Source organism: Vulcanococcus limneticus LL, assembly GCF_002252705.1.
In the GTDB taxonomy this organism is placed as follows: Bacteria; Cyanobacteriota; Cyanobacteriia; order PCC-6307; family Cyanobiaceae; genus Vulcanococcus; species Vulcanococcus limneticus.
The window spans coordinates 40,636-59,190 of sequence record NZ_NQLA01000008.1; the positions used below are offsets into that span (position 1 = coordinate 40,636).

Below are 18,555 nucleotides of genomic sequence, written 5' to 3' on the forward strand. Positions count from 1 at the left end.
CATGATAGATATCGCCAAACGCCTGATCGAAGAGTGGCTGCCGATCGCCGAGCTGGGTGAGGAGAGCATGCGCGAGCGGCGCTCGATGACGGCCCTCCCACCGATCTATTACCTGCATGTGTGGTGGGCGCGGCGGCCGCTGGTGGCCTCGCGGGCGGCGGTGCTGGCGTCGTTGCTGCCTGCCGATGCCGATCGAAGCACGTTTATGCACATGCTCGGGATTCATGGGGATCCGGTCGCGGCGAAGAAGCGGATCACCAAGGCCAAGAAGACCGGAGAGGATCTCGGGCTGAATGTGTATGGCTATCCCCGGGCGTTCCAGTACAGCCCCAGTGACGAGGAGGAGATCTGGTTGCTGGAGGAGGCCCAGAAACTCGGTATCGAACACCCCACAGTGCTGGACCCCACTGCCGGTGGTGGATCCATTCCTTTTGAGAGCCTCAGGCTGGGTTGTAAGACCCTGGCTAACGACATCAATCCTGTCGCGGTGTTGGTGCAGAAAGCCACCTATGAGTGGCCGGCTGAGCACGGACGGGCGTTGCTCGATGAGTTCAACCGGCTGACGAGCCGTTTTCTTGAACTGGCAGAGCCGCGGTTTCAGACCATCTACCCTTCCGAGCCTGCAGGCACTCAGGTGCTCGGCTACCTCTGGGCTCGCACGATCCAATGCCCCTACTGCGCTGGCAAGGTGCCGTTGTCTCCCAACTGGAAACTGGCGCCTGACGGCACCGGCGTGAGGGTGTTGCCGCAACTTGGTGATGGACCAGGCGATACCAATCGTCACTGCCGTTTCGAGATCGTGGGCAGCGCACGCGAACAGAGCGACGGCACGGTGAAGGGCGGCGATGCAACCTGCCCCTATCCCGACTGTGGCCGGGTGATCGACGGCGATCAGGTGAAGGCCCAGGCCCAGGCCGGGGGCATGGGTGAGCAGTTGTTTGCGGTGGTCTTCAAGAAGCAGGTGATCACGGGTTATACCAAAGCAACGAAGAAGAAACCCGCCAGCCCGAAGATCAAGTGGGAGCGGTGTTACCGGGTGCCACAACCGCAAGACGACAACAGCGCCGCAATCGAAGTTGCCTTAGCCGAAAAGCTGCCGGAATGGGAAGCTCTTGACTCTATACCTTCTGAAGAAATTCCTCCTGGACACAAGACAGGCGACCACAACGACGCCTCGGGCACTGACTTGCCTCTTAAGAGAGGCGACACCCACTGGGTGAAGATGTTCTCGCCCCGCCAGTTGCTTTGCCATGGCATCAGTGTGGAGATCTTCCGCGAGCTTGTGAGCGAAGAGTCGGCCAAGCCTGGTGGGCTCACAGATGCCGCCCGCTCAGTTCTCGCCTACATCGCCCTCGCGCTCGACAAGCTGCGCGACTATAACTCGCGCATGACGCGTTGGCACAGCAACCGCGAAGTCATTGTCAACACCTTTGACCGCCATGACTTTGCCTTCAAGTGGTCCTATGCCGAGATGGCTCCGCTCATCGTCGGGCTTGGCTATGACTGGGCCTTCGGGCAGGTCGCCAAGTGCATCGGTGAGCTCATCGACCTCATCGCTCCGCCAAATGGGTTGATTGCTGAAGCCGGTCCCTTGTTTTCAGCTAGTGCAGCTTCAGCTCACCCCAGCCCTATAGCTCCAGCAGTGATCTCCTGCAGCTCCGGTGATTCTCTGGATCATCTCGACGCAGGCACAGTGGATGCGGTGGTAATGGACCCTCCTTACTATGACAACGTGATGTATGCGGAGCTGAGCGACTTCTTCTACGTGTGGCTCAAACGAACTGCTGGTCTGCTCTACCCCGAGCTGTTCATGGCTCCTCTCACCGACAAGGAGAACGAGGCCGTTGCCAATCCTGCGCTACACAAAGGAAAGAAGGCGGCGAAGGCTCTGGCTGGTCTCGACTACCAGCAGAAGATGGCCGAGATCTTTGCGGAGTGTCGACGTGTCCTGAAGGACGACGGGGTGATGACGCTGATGTTCACCCACAAGGCCACCGGGGCCTGGGATGCGCTCACCAAGGGGCTGATTGATGCCGGCTTCGCCATCACGGCGTCCTGGCCGATCAACACCGAGGCGGAGGGCTCGCTACATATCAAAGACAAGTCCGCCGCCAACAGCACGATCTTTCTGGTCTGCAGGCCGCGTCCTGAACAGAAGCCAGAAGACGGCGTGCAGTACTGGGAAGACCTCGAACCCCGCGTGAAGGCTGCTGTGCGTCGGCGCATCGAGCAATTCCAGGCCGGTGGAATCAGGGGTGTGGATCTCTACCTCTCGTGTTTCGGTCCAGCCCTGGAGGAGTTCTCCCTGCACTGGCCCATCAAACGCGGTCAGCCCAAGCCCATCGAGGAGAAAACAAGAAAGCGCGGACGTGCCCAGCTCACCTTGGAGGAGCTGCTGGAGCAGGACGATCCCTATTCCGTGAGCCCGGAAGACGCTCTCGATGCCGCCCGCCGCGAGGTAAAGGCCTGGCGCATGGAGAAGCTCACCTCTGGATCCCGTCGTGCCCAGCTCGATCCCCTCACCGAATGGTTCGTGCTGGCCTGGGATGCCTTCGAGGCACCGCAGTTCCCCTTCGATGAAGCCCTGCGCTTGGCCCGTGTCGTCGGCCTCGATCTCGACAAGGACGTGGTGGGCGTGCTGGCCGAGAAGAAGGCCAGCGATCTGATCCTCTGGGACAGTTCCACCCGCGCCACCAAGGGCAAGCTTGGCGCCCCCGATGGCACCCGCTCCTGGATCGATGCCATCCACCACTGCGCCCACCGCGCCCGCAGCATCGACCTCAACGCCGCCAAGCAGCTACTCGATGACAACGGCCTGGCCAACAGTGCCGATTTCCTCACAGCCCTGGAGGCCGTGCTGGAAGTGCTGCCCCTCTCCGCTCGCTACACCGGCTTCGATCCGGTGAAGGCCGCCGCGCCTGCCGCGTCGGACTTCGAGGCACTGGAGAATCTGCGTCGCCTCGCCCTGGCTGAGCAGGTGCCAGCGCCCAAGCAGCTGGAGCTGGTGCTCGCTGAGTTGGCCGAGGCATCCTGAGCCCAGGAGGTGCAGCCATGACCACCACGCCCAGCTCTGCCATCAGCGAAGCCCAGCTGCAGCAGATGGCTGCCGAGATCCACCAGGAGATTCCAGGGGCTGAGGTGCGCCTCTTTGGTTCCCATGCCCGAGGCGAGGCTCGCCCCGAGTCCGACATCGACCTGCTGATCACGGCAAACGACGGCTGGCTGGCGCAGCACAACCGCTTCGAAACCCTGGGCCGGCTCTGGCGCAAGCTCGCCCATCACCGCATCCCTGTCGATCTGCTGCTCTACTCCCAGAGCCAGGTGGAGGAGCGGCGCCACTGGCTCAGCCACGTGATCGCCCGGGCCTATCGCGAAGGGCGGGTGCTGCATGGCCAACCCTGAATCCCTGGCTCTGCTGCGGATCGCTCGCCGCGACCTCAGGGCTGCAGCTCTGCTGGAGGATCCTGCCGCGGATGAAGCCAACTGGGGTTTCCAGATCCAGCAGGTGGTGGAGAAGGCCCTCAAGGCGTGGCTGTTCAGCCTGGGCGACGATCCGCCCTTCATCCACAACCTCACCGCGCTGTTTCAGCGGATCACCGATCGGGGCGGCACTGTTGACCCCTTCCTGCAGCTGGAAGCGTTCACTGCCTTTGCTGTGCAGTTCCGCTACGACGCGGAGCCCGAACCGATGAACCTCGACCGCCAGTTCTGGCAGCAGCAGGCCGAGGCCCTGGTGGAGCACGTCGCTTCGATCTGTGCAGCGCTGCCATGAGCGGGCTTGCTGATCACCAATGGCGTCGTCGCTTCAGCAGCTCCCTGGAGAGCCTGCTGGAGGGCTTCTACAGGCCAGCCCTGATGGATGCGGTGCGCTACTGGCGCATCACGGGCTACTTCACCAGCCGCTCCCTGCTCCAGGTGCTGGACGGCGTCGAGCAGCTGGTGGCCTCCTCACCCGACGGGCGTGGCCATGGCCAGATGCGGCTGATCACCGGTGTGTTCCTCAACGAGGCCGACATCCGCGCCCTGGCTACCGGCAGCAGCCCCGAGCAGGTGCTCAGCCAGAGCCTCACGGCCAACTTCCCCTTCCGGCAGGTCCAGCCCGGCGACAACAGCGACGCTGCCAAGGGCGCTGAGCTGCTGGCCTGGCTGGTGCAGCACGGGCACCTGGAGATCCGGGTGGCGCTGCCCCTCCATCAGGGCCAGTTGGCCAACGACGGCTCGATCTTTCACGCCAAGGAAGGCGTGGTGGAAGATCGCCACGGCGATCGCCTGGGCTTCAGCGGCAGCGTCAACGAAACGCCCAACGGCTGGACCAGCAACTTCGAGACCATCCAGACCTTCTGCTCCTGGAAGCCGGGCGGCGCCGAGACCATCGACGATCTGGAGGCCGGTTTCCTGCGCCTCTGGCAGAACCACGACGAAGGCGCCCGCACCTTCACCCTGCCGGAGGCGGTGCGCCAGCAACTGGCGATCTTCCAGCCGGTGGAAGGCGTGCCCCGCCGGCTCAAGCCCTACCTGAAGGATCTGCCATCCCCTGAGCCACAGCCTGAGCCCCCAGGTGAGGTGATCCCTGATCTCGACGAACGGCGCCGCATCATCTGGAGCTACGTCCTCCATGCCGCCGCCAGTGGTCTCCCCGGTAGTGAGAGGGTGGGTGAGGCCACCAGTGCGGTGAGCCCGTGGCCCCACCAGCAACGTGCCTTCCAGCGGCTCTGGCAGCACTGGCCGCCCCGCCTGCTGATCGCCGATGAGGTGGGTCTGGGCAAAACGGTGCAGGCCGGCCTGTTGCTGCGGCAGTCCTGGCTGAGTGGCAGAGCCAGCCGAATCCTGGTGATGGCACCGGCCTCGGTGCTCAAGCAGTGGCAGCGGGAACTGCGCGAGAAGTTCGCCCTCGACTGGCCCGTCTACACCGGCAAGGCGCTGGAGTGGCAGTCCACCTGCCTGCGGCCCAAGGGTGAATCCCGGCCCGTGGGCCGCGACGCCTGGACTGCTGAACCGTTCGTGCTGGTCTCCAGCCACTTGATGCGCCGCCGCGATCGCCAGCGCGAGCTGCTGGAGGCCGAGCCCTACGACCTGGTGGTGCTCGACGAGGCCCACCACGCCCGCACCCGCCGCGAAACCAGTGCCAGCGGTGGTGATCGACTGCGCCCCAACACCCTGATGCAGCTGATGCAGCAGCTGCGCTCCCGCACCCAGGGCCTGCTGCTGCTGACTGCCACGCCGATGCAGGTGAGCGAGCTGGAGGTGTGGGATCTGCTGTGCCTGCTCGGCATGCCCAGCGAATGGACCGAGGAGGCCTTCGAGCGGTTCTTCGAGTGGGTGGAGAAGGAGAACCCGGATGAAGCCACCCTCTCCTATCTGGCGGGCCTCTGGCGCAGCAGCGTGGCGGCGTTCGACGAGCCCCCGGCCACGGCCTGGCCTGAGCAGCTGCGGCGCTCACCGATGAAGAAGAAGAAGGTGCTCAAGGCCCTCAAAGACACCGATCCCCTCTCCCGCCGCAACCTCGGCATTCCCGAGCGCCAGGCCGCCCTTGCCCTGGCCAAGCGCTGGACCCCGGTGCAGGGCCTCATCTCTCGCCACAGCCGCACGCTGCTGCGGGCCTACAAGCAGCAGGGGGCGATGGATCTGGCAATCGGCACCCGCCATGTCGACGATCGCTTCCTGCCGATCAGCACCGACGAGCGGGCCCTCTACGACGCTGTGGAGGACTTCATCTCCACCCAGTACGCCCGGGCCTCCGGTCAGAAGAAGTCGGCTGTGGGCTTCGTGATGACCATCTACCGCCGCCGCCTGGCCAGCAGCGTGGCGGCCCTGGTGGCCACGCTGGAGAAGCGGATGGCCGGCCAGCTCCAGCAGCTGGAGGAAGACGCCGCAGCAGCGGAAGACGACGACATCAGCGGGGAGCAGACCTTCGACCTGGAGGGGCTGGAAAGCGCCTTCGAGGAGGTGTCCGTGCAGGACGAGCTGGATGCCATCGCCGCCCTGCTGGAGCAGGCCCGGCCGCTGGTCGGACACGACAGCAAGGGCACGGAGTTCCTGGCCGCCATCGAGCAGCTCCAAAACCAGGGCTACCGACAGGTGATCGTCTTCTCCCAGTACACCGACACAGTTGATGCCCTCAAGCAGCTGTTGATCGAGGCGGGCCGCACCAGCCTGATGTGCTTCACGGGGCGGGGCGGAGAGCTGTTGCAGCGCGGCGGCACTTGGACAAACCTCAGCCGCGAGGACGTGAAGCGCGACTTCAAGGCGGGCAAGGCCGAGATCCTGCTCTGCACCGATGCGGCGGCCGAGGGCCTGAACTTCCAGTTCTGCGGTGCCCTGATCAACTACGACATGCCCTGGAACCCGATGAGGGTGGAGCAGCGCATCGGCCGTATCGACCGCATCGGCCAGACCCATGACCAGATGCAGATCATCAACCTCCACCTCGACGGCACGGTGGAGGCGGACGTCTACAAGGCTCTCAAAGGCCGCATCGCCATGTTCGAGCAGGTGGTGGGCAAGCTGCAGCCGATCCTGGCCAAGGCCTCCAGCTCGATCTCCCAGGCCACCCTCGTCAGCCGCGAGCAGCGCGAGAAGGCACGCTTCCAGGCGGTGGATGCCGTCATGAGTGAGCCCGAGATCAAGGGTCTCGATCTCGACGATGGCCTGCAGGACCTGGAGGCCATCCGCGATGTGGTGGCACAGCCGCCACCGCTCACCTTGGCCGACCTGGAGGCGATCCTCGATCGCCCCGAACTCCTCCCACCCGGCTGCAGCGCCACCCGGATCGGAAAGTGCGACTTCAAGTGGACCCAGCCCGGCCTCGAACAGGAGCTGCGCATCACCTGTGACCCGCAGTACTACGAAGATAATAGCGACAGCTGTGAGCTTTGGGTGCCGGGAAGTCCGCTATTCCCCCTTGATCTAGTGCCAAGCCTGCAAGCTCTTAGCGGCACTGAAGCCACATCTGATTTCAAGAAAGCACTTACCGGGATGTACTGACGAAGGCCCTGACCCCTCATGCAGAGGGAGCCCGAAAGGCACCTAAGAGATCAGGTCACCTTGGCTTGCGAAGGGCAGAGAAGCGGACTGCATCAAACACAGCAGCAACCCTATAGACACAGAGACTTTCGCTATCTCTAACCCGAGGAAGAGCATCTGACTAGCAAGCACTTTCTCTTCGCGAAGAGACGCATACGTTGTGATTGTCCCACCCCTCTCAGGACTCCGCGCAATCTCGCGGAGAATGTATAAAGATGGCCGATCGTGAGAAGAACCAACCAGAAGAAAGCACCACTCCGCCCTCGGGGGGCAAGCAGCTGCCGCCTCCTGGTTCACCCCTGGAGTGGCTCCGGGCCGGGGTTTTTCCCGAGGACTGGACCCTGATTCCGGTGGCGGGCAAGGCCACCTACATCAAGGAATGGGGTGACCACAAGCGGCGGCGGATCGACTCGGAGGGCCTGTTCTTCGAGGACAGCCGGTACAACGGCTTTGGGGTCGTGACCGGGGAGCTCTCGGGGGGACTGATCGCCCTGGACGTGGACGGCAACCAGGCGGATGCCCGGTATCGGACGGAGGCCGGCGGGGGCTATGAGGCCTACGGCGAGGAGCAGACCATGAGCTGGACGTCCGGGAAACCCGGGCGCCGGCAGCTGCTGTACCGGGTGCCGGAGCACATGGTGCCCCTGATGGCCGACATCAACACCGTGATCCTGCGGGAGGACGGGGAGTGGGCCCTGGGCCAGGGGGACACCAACCGGACCAAGAAGGAGCAGGCCGGCGAGGAGTACGAGGAGCTGGTGCTGCGGTTCAACCGCTGCCAGTCGGTGCTGCCGCAGAGCATCCACCCGGACACTGGGCAGCGGTATCGGTTCCTCAACTACAACGGCGGCCAGCCGGCGGAGGCGCCGGAGTGGGTGCTCGAGGTGATCAGGCCCCACCTGAAGGCGAAGGCCTGGCTGTCCGAGGAGGAGATGGGGCAGCTGGAGGCGGAGGCGGGCAAGACCCTGCTGCCGAGCCGGCAGATCCGCGGCTGGTTCTTCTCCGAGGAGGTGCAGAGCAAGCTGCTGCCGCGGCTCGATGAGCTGATCTTCAAGCACCCCACCTTCGACCAGTACGGGTGGGACATCAGGCCCGGGAAGAACCCGCAGATGATGAGTGGCTGCCCCTGGCACGGGGGCAAGTCGGGCACCAGCTTCCAGTATTCGGAGCTCTCGGGGTGCTGGGACTGCAAGGCCTGCGGGGTCGGTGGCGATGTCTTGGACTTCGTCCACAAGATCAAGACCGGGGACAAGTTCGCAGGGAAGCCCAAGGGGCCGGCTCTGGAGAACTACGTCGCGGAGATCGCCAAGGAGCTGGGGTATCGGTATCCCGATGACGCCCAGGCGGTGGTGCGGACTGAGGTTACGGCCCGGCCCCAGCTGCTGATGACTTCGGAGGGCTTCCTCAAGACACTAAGCAAGATCATCAAGGAGCACCCCAACCCGGCTCACGCCAAAGACTTGATGGCGGATCTCGCCATGAGGACTGGGCGGCGGATGTCGGCGATTGACTGCATCAGGGCGGAGCAGGAGTACAGCGCCTATGTGCTGGCCCAGAAGACCAATGACAAGCCCTGGTGGCAGATCGAGAAGATGACCTTCACGATCCCGGGCCTGATGATGCGGCCGACGCAGATCATCCTGCATGCGGCCCCGGGGAAGGGGAAGACCTCTGCTGCCATGGGGTTTGCACGGATGGTGGGGCGCGGGGAGCCCATGACGATCCGGGGCATTCAGGTGCCGATCCAGGCCGGGAAGGTCTTGTGGATCCAGAACGATCAGAACCCCGCGAAGCTGGTCAGGGACTGCGAGGACAACGGGATCGATCCTGAGAAGGACTCGGATTGGTTCATCGTGAGGCGCAGCTTCCAGATGAACTACGTCGCGGACCTGACGGAGTGGATCAATGAGGTCAAGCCGGCCCTGGTGGTGATCGACTCGATCGGCTCCTGCTCTACAGACATGCAGGAGCAGGAGAAGGACAAGGCGTTCGCGTCGCCGCTGTACTACTACAGCCGGATGAATGGTGAGAGTCTCGACCTCGGGGGGTTCAATCCCTGCACCATCATGTGGATCCACCACGACAACGCGCAGGGGGAGGTGCGGGGCACCCGCTACCTGACTGCGGCGGTGGACGAGCAGTGGCACCTCCGGGACCTGACGGACCAGGAAAAGGAGCAGGTCCGGGCCAAGGGGAAGGTGGCCAGCAACTGCCGCTTCATCCAGGTCAAGAAGAGCCGGATGGGCCGGGAGGGCGACCTGCTGATGGTGGAGCGGGACATCCAGGGCACCTACAGCGTCTGGGACCACACGCCGACCGAGAGGCGCACCGATGAGGGGCAGGGGGACCCTGAGCCGTCGACGATGGCGCTGCGGATCGTCAGGGACCGTGCTCGGGGGGAAGGGCCCCCGGAGGAGCGCCGGATCGCTGCGCCGGAGGTCTGGGAGCAGCTGGTGGAGGAGCTGCACGGCCTCGGGGTGAGTGACGCTCCCTCGCGGCGGACGGTGGAGCGCTGGCTGCGCCGCTGGGTCGAAGACGGGGTTCTCGTCCTCGGGGGGATCGTCACGACGGGCAAGTCTCGGACCAAGACCTATACGACACCCACCCCCCCTCGTGTGGGGCGGTCGTTGGAGTGTCGCTTGTCGCTCGTTACCTCAAACCCCAGTGGTGGTGGGGATTTAACGAGCGACACGGAGGACGCCAACGAGCGACATGTCGCACGTAAAACGGAGGAGCCAACGAGCGACATGTCGCTCGTCCCCGAGGACGGTGTCGCTCGTACAAACCCAGTCGTAGAAAGCGATCTGACCCAACGCGCGACAAGCGGCACCTTTTCAGATGCACCGATTGGCTCATCGCACACAGACACCACTGAGACCCATGGCGAGAAAGGGAAATCGGCTGGCGCACCGGCAGGCGGCGCTGTGGAAGGCCTACAAGGCGTTGGCGGAGGTGAGGCCCGGCCTCTCCCCCGAGAGCGTGATGAGGATGCTCCAGGAGATCGAGCAGACGGAGCAGGAGAGGCCCTCAGAGGCGAGGCGGCGACAGCACTCGATTTCAAGTCACTTCTGTCCCATCAGTCCTGGTGGGACAGCTATGAGACCGCCTTTGGGTAAGCACAGTCATCACACAACTGCGCCATAGCAGTTGAAGCCAGGGGCTAGCGGAAGCCAGCCAGCCCCTTCCTCCTCTGCAAGATGACAAGAAGAATCCCAGACTCAGATATTAGCCAGCAAACCCCAAGAGGGAAACGCCACATACATACAGCCTGCACCCGCTAAGCGACTACAAAGACAGAAGCAAGTGGGCTTACAATAGAGACCCGAGTCATTCTGACTGCGCTCAGGATGACCAGCTCCGTATCACCCTTAAATCGCCGAAGTCAGACTATACCGAGGTCACGGAGCACTATTTCTCGGTGATAACGATAGACAAAGCCTGTGCCGCGTGGAATCTTTTTGTAGGATGCCCTGGACAGGCGATCTGCATTGACGTAGTTCTGCAGCGTCCGTGGAGTCACACCAACAAGCTTGCCCATGTCAGCTGGGGTGAGCCAGATTCGGCTCGAGGCAGAACGATCCTTGTCGACCTGATCTAGTCGGCTACGGAGATGACGGATCTCCAAGAGAATCTCCATCTGGAGACGCATGGGATCCAGGGAGTTGGTTGCTTCCATGAACCAACGTAGCGCTATTGCGAAAAACGGAGAATCAACTCCGACTGGCTCCCTGCTCAGGCGCTCGCTACCGCCATGGCGGCCCGCAGATCGGAGGCCTGGATGTGGGAGTGGTAGGTCTGCTCGTGGACCGCGGCGCTGTGGCCCAGGGCCCGGGCACACAGCGTCAAGGGCAGGCCGGCCTCGATGCTGCGCACGGCCCACCGGTGCCGCAGGTCGTAGAGGTCGAACTCGGGGGCCAGGGCGGCGAAGACGGCCCGCTGGGCTTTGGTGCGGCGGCTGTGGCGCCAGGCATCCACGAAGCGCTTGGCCTGGGCGGAGTCGTAGTCCTCGGGGGAGAGCCAGCGGGCGCCGCCGGGCAGGGCCGGTTTCCCCCCGAGGGCGTAGCGATCGACCCAGGCCCGGGGCAGGGCGAAACAGGTCCGCACCGCTGGCGCCCGGTTGCGGCGCTTCACCGTGAGGCACTGGGCGGTTCCATCGGCATGCAGCTGCAGGGAGGGGACCTCCGCGGGGCGGCAGCCGAAGGTGGCCAGGGCGGCGTAGCACCAGCCCCAGGGGGTTGGGCGCAGGGCATCCAGCAGGGCCTCGATCTCGGGGTCGGTGGGCAAGGCCCGGCGGGCCGGCTCGTAGTGACCCTGCAGGCGCGAGATGTCGTCCAGGTTGCCTGGCAGCGCCAGCAACTTCGCCAGGCGCTTGTAGACCTTGCAGCTCTCGAGCCTGGTGCGGGTGCCGGGCTGCGTTGCAGCCGTGATGGTGGCCACCAGCTGGCGCAGCGTGCAGGGGGCGCCCTCGGGGAGGCGGCGGAGCTCCAGGGCGATGCGGTCCCAGGTGCGCTCCGCCGCGGAGGTGCGGGGCCGGGCCTCCCAGTAGGACACCTCGAAGCGGCGGATGGCGGCCCCACAGGAGAGGGGGGCGCCTTCGGCGGACCCTCGCCCCGAGGACGGTGGCGCCGCAGGCGCCCAGGGCAGGGCCGGGGGGTAGGTGCCGGCCGCGATGGCGGCGTTCAGCTGCAGGCAGCGGAGCTGGGCTTCGGCGAGGACGGAGGGGGTGGCGCGGAGGCCCAGGGCGACCCGGCTGCGCCGGCGGGAGCCGTCCGGTTGGGGGAAGGTGCCCCGGGCGTAGAGGGCCTGGTTCAGCTGCTCCACACTGAGGCGGAGGCCCAGGCCCCGCAGGGTGGCGTTGAGGGGGGCCAGGTCGAGCATGGGGTGGGCCAGGGCCTTGACCGAACCTTGACCACTTTGTCACGCGCAACGGCGCGAAATGGTGCGAAGGGGCAAGGCTTGACCGCCCTCGGGGGGAGGGGGCCTGGGCCTGCAGTTGTAGTCAGGGCCTGCGGTTACAGGGTTTTAGAGAACGGAGGGGGTGGGATTCGAACCCACGGTGCCTTTCGGCACGCCGGTTTTCAAGACCGGAGCCATCAACCACTCGACCACCCCTCCAGGCCCATGGGCCAGAGCCCATCATCCCATGGACAGCTCGGACCCCTTGCACTCCAGATGGCGCCAAGGCTGGTTGATAGGGCCGGCAGGTGCGGCAAGGGTGCCCGATCCGGCCTAGTCTCCAGCCGCCAGACGCAGGATTGGAGCAGTGATGGGCAGACCACCCTCCACCAGCTCTTCCCCGCGCTCAACTCACCGCGCAACTCGGCGTTCGACCATCTCCATCCAGCGCACTTTCCTGGTGATCGCCATCACCAATGGCATCGCGCTGCTCTATCTGATCGTCAGTTCATTCAAGCTCCTGTTCGATCGCAACGCAGGGAGCGAGAACCACTACGTCACACTGCTATTCAGCCTGGTGCTGTTGATCCTGGCCACCATCTCCGCCAGGATCATCAGCATGAGGGTGGTGCAGCCCCTGGCCCGGCTCGCCAGGGAGTCCCGGCGGATCGAGGCGGGGGATCCCGAGCTGATGTTGAGCGTGTTCAGCGATGACGAGGTGGGCCGGATGGCCACCGCCTTCAACCAGGTGCTCAGCACCATGCGCAAGACAATGTTGGAGCTGGAGGCGACGAACCAGCAGCTGCGCAGTGCCCAGCGCCAGATCCACGACTCGATCAGCTACGCGGCTCTACTGCAGCGGGCGATCCTGCCGCGGCGCCAGCTGCAGGAGGCCTTCGGGGATCAGCACTTCATCCTCTGGCAACCTCGCGACACTGTGGGAGGCGACTACTACGTCTTCCAATGTGAGGGATCCCGATGCCTGGCAGGCGTGGCCGACTGCGCGGGCCATGGGGTGCCAGGCGCCATGATGACCATGCTGGCCCGATCTGGCATCGATCGAGCCATCGAGCAGGTGGGCCTCAGCTCGCCCGCCGCGATGTTGACCCGCGTCGATACAACGATGCGGTCCATGCTAGGTGATGCCCAGCAGTCCCGCGCCATGGCCACCAGCATGGACATGGGCCTCGTGGTTCTCGACAGCACCGCCGACACCCTGCTGTTCGCTGGCGCCAAGATCTCGCTCTATTGGAGCGATGGCCAGCAGGTGCAGCGGATCAAGGGCGACAACCGCTCCCTCTGTGATCACCGTCCCGGCACCTATCACGACCACGCTGTGCCGCTTCAGCCAGGATTCACCTACTACCTCAGCACCGATGGATTCCTGGACCAGTCAGGTGGCAGCCATGGCTTCAGCGTCGGCAGTGATCGCTTCGTGTCCTGGGTGCGCGAACACGCCGGCAAGCCCCTGCAGGAGCAGTCCCGGGCCTTCGCCAACTCGCTCGAGCGCTTCCGGGGTGGGCATCCCCAGCGCGACGACATCACCATTCTCTCCTTCCGCTATTGCCCCCAGATCGTGACGACCATGCGCCAATTCGAGACCGTGGAGGTGCCATGACCGCCACCATCCACAGCCTGTCCACCCTGCGCCAGTTCTTCAATGCCGAGCGGATCCTGATCTGCTTCAACGGTCCGATTTCCCGCACCCTGATCGGCGAGATCGGCCAGGCCTTGCGCAGCCACATCGAGGCAAGCCGGACCGATGGTGGCACCGCCATGGATGTGTTCAGTGTCTACATCGAGATGAGTCAGAACATCCGGCATTACGCCAGCGACCGCGGCTACGGTGACGCAGATTCCTCCGCCACGGTGGTGATCGCCACAACCCCCGAGAACCGCTACGCCGTGTCCTCCGGTAACCTCGTGGAACTCGCCGACGGCCGTGTCCTGCTCGATCGCGTCAAGGCCCTCGCTGGCCTCGACAAGGCGGCCCTGAAGGTCCTCTACAAACAGCAGCTGCGCCAGCCCCGCGAGGCCCAGCGCAGCAGTGGCGCCGGCCTGGGCCTGATCGAGATCGCCCGCCGCGCCAGCCAGCCGCTGGAGGTGAGCCTGGAAGAGCAGCACGATGGACGTGGCTTTCTGATCCTTCGTGCGATTATCTGAGCCATGGCTGCCCTTGAAGACACTCGGAACTTCTCGCGCCCCGGCGGCGGCGCCACCCCGGCGATCACGGCCAGCTGGGAGAGCGGCCTGGTGGTGATTGCTGGCGAGTCCTATCCGGAGAACACATTCGAGATCTTTGATCCCCTGATCTCCTGGGTCGAGACGTTCCTGGCTGATGCCGGGCGGCGTCTGCAACTTGACCTTCAACTGAATTATCTCAACACCAGCAGCATTCGCGCGATCATCGACGTTTTCGAACTGCTGGAATCAGCCAACAGCGATGGCAAAGAGGTGCTGGTTCACTGGTTCTATGACCCGCGCAATCCCAGAGCTGCTGAGCTGGGAGAGGAATTCAAGGAAGATTATTCCTTCCCCTTCGCCATCCTTGCTGTGAACCCAAGCTGATGGTGTCTCGGCCAGTAATCACCAGCGAGCTGGAACAGCGCATCCAGCTCCTGTTGGCCGATGAGAGCCATCGGGGCCATCCGCTACGGGATGCACTGGAGGAACTCTGGCTGAGTTTGCACACCCACATTGCCGATCTCGAGGCGATCGCCCAGCTTCCCGCAGCATCCCAGGATCAGTCCGACCTCGCGAAGCGGATCAAGAGGCTCACCCAGCAATTTGAGCGTCAGGTTCGCCAGCTAGAGCGTGTGATCCGCATCTCCGATCGCTACCAGTCCACCCTCAAGGACCTCAACGCGACACTGCGACAGGCCTCGACCCACGATTCCCTCACGGGCATCGCCAATCGCTTGCTGGTAGAGGAGCGCTGCCGTCAGGAAGATGCTCGTGCCGAGCGTAGCGGATCAACCTATTCCCTGGCGGTTCTGGATGTGGACCACTTCAAGATGTTCAACGACTGCTACGGCCATGATGTGGGCGATCTCGTGCTAAAGCGGCTCGGCGGAACGCTCAAGGCCAGCCTGCGCCAGGGAGATCTCTGTGCCCGCTGGGGTGGTGAAGAGTTTCTGGCCCTTCTCCCCGACACCTCCCTCAGCGAGGCAGAGCACGTGGTGAACCGTCTGCTTGGCAAGGTCCGCCGGCAGAGAATTGAACACGGCAACAAGGAACTGTCGGTCACCGCAAGTGTCGGCGTAGCCGAACATCTGCCCGGCGAGACCTACGAGGAGACCTTTCGCCGGGCCGATCAGGCCCTGCTGGAGGCCAAAAAGCAGGGCCGCGACCGCTACAGACTGCATCAAGCGACCTGAGCAGGCCGCCTGAGGCGGGTTAACTCTCCGGCTTGGCCAGGGGCAGCAGGCACTTGTCGGAGTCGCAACCGGCGGGGCCGGCCTCCTGCAGTTCGCCACCGTCGTAGCGCTGCAGGGCCTCGAAGAAGTCGGCGGTGCGGCGGCGGGTCGCAACCTCGGCCTGGAGCCGCGCGTAGGTGGCGGCATCGATGGGCTCGAAGGGCAGACGCGGGAAGGTGGCGTTGGCATCAAAGCGGGCCAGCAGCGCCGCCGAGATGTAGCCCTGACCCTCATCGATGGCGCGGTGGATGGCCTCGGCCAGGGGCTCGATCTCATGCTCGCGGAACTCCACGGTTGCCGAGGTGTTGTGGGCGGTGTAGTGCTGCTGCACCTGCATGTAGAAGTCGAACTGGGCCAGGGCCGAGAAGTTGTTGATCTCCACGGCATCGGCGCCGGGGAGGTTGGCCCAGCTCACTTCGGTCGGGATCTCCACCAGCCACTCGGTGCAGCGGGGATCGAACGGATCATCCAGCAGGCGTCCCTGCTCGTCCTTGTCGGACTGGCTGGGCACGATGGTGTAGCCGTAGTCCATGCAGGCCAGGGCCACCGGATCGTTCTTGCGGAAGGTGATGCGGCGGATGAAACGCTGGGCCTTGGGGGGGTGCCAGCCGGGCGAGGCACCGGTGAGCAGGCTCTTGGTGCCGGCGGGCTGCACGGTGGTGCAGCGGTTGGGGCGTCGCAGGCCGTGGCGGTCGCAGTATTCCCACACCGCCTGGTTGACGAACTGCTTCCAACGGCTCAGGTACTCAGCCTCCTTCGCCTTGAAGGCACGGCCCTCCTCGCTGTCGGGGCGACCGGCCTCCCACCACTTGAGCCAGGGGGTGCCGAAGGCATGCACGAAGAAGTCGAACAGGCCGGTGAAGCTCACGCCCACGATCGGATCCCAGGCGCGGCTCTGGCGATAGCGCTCCACCTCAAAGCGATGGTTGAGCAGGCAGGCAACCGCCAGGCCACCGGCGGTGAAGGCCTCCTCCTGGGCCACGTGGTCGTCGGGGTCGATGCGGTTGAGGTGGATCTCCGCCAGGTTGCAGTGGAAGTCGGCGCCGAGAATCTCGCCGCAGGGGTTGAGGCCGTAGCGGCCGAGGCGGTGCTCCAGCTCCGCCGGCTCGATGCCGGGGTGATGCAGCTGTAGCCAGCGACTCGCCTCCGCCTTGCCCTGGTCCACATAGATGCCGATGAACTCGGAGCGCAGCTCCGGGGTGGGCAACAGGTCTGCGTTGGAGCGGGCGATGGCCTCGGGGGCGAACTGGATGGCGCCCTCACCGCTCTGGAACTGCTGGGTGACGGCCTCCAGCACCGTGGCCCGGTCGGGGCGGGTGTGGAAGACGCGGGTGTGGTTGGCCATGCGCAGGGCATCGCGCTCGGGGTCGATGCGCCAGTTGCCATCGCTGTCCTGCTGCCAGAGGTTCTCCTTGGCACCGGCGGCGGCCAGATCCTCGGCGGCGAACTGGCGCATGCCGGCGCTGCGGCGGATGTTGCCCGCCACAATCGTGACGGCAGCCTCATCGATCAGCAGACAGCACTCCACCGAGGTGAGCTGGCGGCCCCGGGCCCGGCCCAGGATCTGGGCCACCCGGCCGTAGAGATCCTTGAGCTTGACAGGGTTGGCCATGCCGCCAAAGCCCTTGAGAGTTTCGCCCACCGGCCGCACGTCGGAGAGATCCACCGACACCTCGATGGGGGCGCTGGGATCGAAGCGGCCGTCGCTGCTGAGCTCCAGCAGCAGCTGGTAGCTGTCCACCCAGCCGCGCCGCGTATCACCCACCTTGATGTGAACCCGCTGACCCTCGATCGTGTGGGTGGTGTGATCCTGGCGCAGGGGCGCGGGGGTGGCACCGATGTCGGTAACGCCGGTGATCAACAGTTCGTTGTGCACCACCGGCAGCCGGTCGATCAGGTGCGGCTCGATGATGGCGCCGGTACCGCAACCCATCATCGCCAGGTCCATCATCAGCCCGAAGGCCTCCCAATCCACCAGGTTGGTGGAGGTGCAGTTGTAGGCACCGGAGAAGTTGTGCTGCTGCTCAATCCACTCCGTGCCGCCGATCCACAGCCAGCGGCCGGAGGGCAGGGCCTTCTGCTGCTGCTGCATGCGGCGCAGCAGCTCCACTTCCTGCTGGTTGAGGTGACCCAGCTTGCGCAGCCCCTCGAGGTTGCGCTCGGCCACCTCATGCCAACTCTCGCGGCCGTGGGGCGTCTTGCGGGAATAGGTGCGGTAGAAAACCGGGTTGGCGGCGGGCGCGGTGGCGGGGAAATCCAGGTGGGATCCGATGGAGGGCTGGGCGCGCGCCTGCGGCGTGGCTGGCTGGGCGAAGACCTGCTCAGCGGATCCCTGCTCGGCGGCAGCCAGCTCCGTGGTGGCCTGCTCGCGCGGGTCCGGGCGCGTGGGGGTGAGGGTCACGGAGGATATCGCCAAGAGTGCGGACACCCTAACGCCACCAGTGGGGTGCGCAAGGGACTCTCGCCACCAGCCACAGTGCCCCTGACCCAAGTCCCCGCCCCACACGGCGCAGGCCATGGAACGCTGCTGCGAGCCCGAGCTGATGGACGATGCCCTGCAGGTGCAGGCCTACGCCGAGGCCGATTTCAGCGCCGGTGATCAGGCCGTGGTGGAGCGGATCGCGGAGCTGTTCCCAGCGGGGCCAGGGCGGCGGGTGGTGGATCTGGGCTGCGGGCCCGGCAACATCAGCTTCCGGCTGGTGGAGCGGTTTGCGGAGGCATCCGTCCTGGGCCTCGATGGCGCCGCCGCAATGCTGGCGGTGGCCGAGCAGCGGCTGCACCAGTGGCGCCAGGGCCCCGGCGTCGCGCAGCCCGACCGCCTGGCCTTCCGCCGGGCCCTGCTGCCGCTGGCTCCCGGCGACGCGCGCGAGCTGGCCGGTGGCTTCACGGCGGTGGTGAGCAACAGCCTGCTGCACCACCTCCACGATCCGCTGGTGCTGTGGCGGGCCGTGGCGAAGCTGGCCGGGCCAGGGGCGACCGTCTATCTCAAGGATCTGCGCCGGCCCTCCAGCCCCGAAGCGGCCCAGGACCTGCTGGCCCGACACCTGGCCGACGCCCCGCCCGTGCTGCAGCGCGACTATCTGGCTTCGCTGCATGCGGCCTTCGAACCCGGGGAGGTGGCCGATCAACTGCAGATCACAGGACTGGGGCAGCTCCAGGTGTGCCCACTCGACGATCGCTACCTGGAGGTGTGGGGACGGCTGAGCTGAGGCGAAGGGCC

12 protein-coding genes and 1 tRNA gene are annotated in these 18,555 nt (G+C 65.1%); 10 read left to right on the forward strand and 3 right to left on the reverse strand.

Features of this window, described 5'->3' with window-relative positions:
* Nucleotide 1: 1 nt before the first annotated feature.
* The 5 genes from CJZ98_RS05840 to CJZ98_RS05860 all read left to right on the forward strand — a co-directional run bounded on the left by CJZ98_RS05840 (nucleotide 2) and on the right by CJZ98_RS05860 (nucleotide 10,139).
* Nucleotides 2–3,034: a DUF1156 domain-containing protein gene (locus CJZ98_RS05840; protein ID WP_232756250.1), complete on the forward strand. Its 3,033-nt coding sequence runs from the start codon at nucleotides 2–4 to the stop codon at nucleotides 3,032–3,034.
* A 17-nt stretch (nucleotides 3,035–3,051) separates the two neighbouring features.
* A complete protein-coding gene (locus tag CJZ98_RS05845; protein ID WP_108723286.1) occupies nucleotides 3,052–3,402 on the forward strand; it encodes a nucleotidyltransferase domain-containing protein in 351 nt (116 codons plus the stop codon).
* Nucleotides 3,389–3,772, forward strand: a complete 384-nt coding sequence (locus tag CJZ98_RS05850; protein ID WP_094589346.1) for a HEPN domain-containing protein — start codon at nucleotides 3,389–3,391, stop codon at nucleotides 3,770–3,772. Before CJZ98_RS05845 ends, CJZ98_RS05850 begins: the two co-directional genes overlap by 14 nt.
* The gene (locus tag CJZ98_RS05855; RefSeq protein WP_094589348.1) at nucleotides 3,769–6,984 is read left to right on the forward strand and encodes a helicase-related protein; all 3,216 of its coding nucleotides are present in this window, start codon (nucleotides 3,769–3,771) and stop codon (nucleotides 6,982–6,984) included. The genes CJZ98_RS05850 and CJZ98_RS05855 overlap by 4 nt, the downstream gene beginning before the upstream one ends.
* Before the next feature lie 254 nt (nucleotides 6,985–7,238).
* The gene (locus CJZ98_RS05860) at nucleotides 7,239–10,139 is read left to right on the forward strand and encodes a bifunctional DNA primase/polymerase (RefSeq protein WP_094589350.1); all 2,901 of its coding nucleotides are present in this window, start codon (nucleotides 7,239–7,241) and stop codon (nucleotides 10,137–10,139) included.
* A 616-nt stretch (nucleotides 10,140–10,755) separates the two neighbouring features.
* On the opposite strand, the gene CJZ98_RS05865 is transcribed toward CJZ98_RS05860, so the two are convergent.
* Both CJZ98_RS05865 and CJZ98_RS05870 read right to left on the reverse strand, forming a co-directional pair.
* Entirely contained in the window at nucleotides 10,756–11,901 is a 1,146-nt protein-coding gene (locus CJZ98_RS05865) for a site-specific integrase (RefSeq protein WP_094589352.1), read from the reverse strand.
* Between the two features lie 152 nt (nucleotides 11,902–12,053).
* Nucleotides 12,054–12,138 (reverse strand) — tRNA-Ser (locus CJZ98_RS05870).
* Nucleotides 12,139–12,379: 241 nt separating this feature from the next.
* Here CJZ98_RS05870 and CJZ98_RS05875 point away from each other — a divergent pair.
* From CJZ98_RS05875 to siaD, 4 genes are read left to right on the forward strand one after another with little or no spacing between them, the layout of a single operon-like run.
* The gene (locus CJZ98_RS05875) at nucleotides 12,380–13,537 is read left to right on the forward strand and encodes a SpoIIE family protein phosphatase (RefSeq protein ID WP_232756251.1); all 1,158 of its coding nucleotides are present in this window, start codon (nucleotides 12,380–12,382) and stop codon (nucleotides 13,535–13,537) included.
* Nucleotides 13,534–14,082: a biofilm regulation protein kinase SiaB gene (siaB, locus tag CJZ98_RS05880; RefSeq protein WP_094589356.1), complete on the forward strand. Its 549-nt coding sequence runs from the start codon at nucleotides 13,534–13,536 to the stop codon at nucleotides 14,080–14,082. Before CJZ98_RS05875 ends, siaB begins: the two co-directional genes overlap by 4 nt.
* A 3-nt stretch (nucleotides 14,083–14,085) precedes the next feature.
* A complete protein-coding gene (gene siaC, locus CJZ98_RS05885; protein ID WP_094589358.1) occupies nucleotides 14,086–14,487 on the forward strand; it encodes a biofilm regulation phosphoprotein SiaC in 402 nt (133 codons plus the stop codon).
* On the forward strand, nucleotides 14,487–15,296 hold the full coding sequence (gene siaD, locus CJZ98_RS05890; RefSeq protein ID WP_198537529.1) for a biofilm regulation diguanylate cyclase SiaD: 810 nt from the start codon (nucleotides 14,487–14,489) through the stop codon (nucleotides 15,294–15,296). Before siaC ends, siaD begins: the two co-directional genes overlap by 1 nt.
* Before the next feature lie 19 nt (nucleotides 15,297–15,315).
* On the opposite strand, the gene nrdJ is transcribed toward siaD, so the two are convergent.
* Complete coding sequence (gene nrdJ, locus CJZ98_RS05895) at nucleotides 15,316–17,607, reverse strand: ribonucleoside-triphosphate reductase, adenosylcobalamin-dependent (RefSeq protein ID WP_232756255.1); 2,292 nt, start codon at nucleotides 17,605–17,607, stop codon at nucleotides 15,316–15,318.
* A gap of 244 nt (nucleotides 17,608–17,851) precedes the next feature.
* Between nrdJ and CJZ98_RS05900 the strand changes: the two genes are divergently transcribed.
* Nucleotides 17,852–18,544, forward strand: a complete 693-nt coding sequence (locus CJZ98_RS05900) for a class I SAM-dependent methyltransferase (RefSeq protein ID WP_094589360.1) — start codon at nucleotides 17,852–17,854, stop codon at nucleotides 18,542–18,544.
* Nucleotides 18,545–18,555 lie beyond the last annotated feature (11 nt).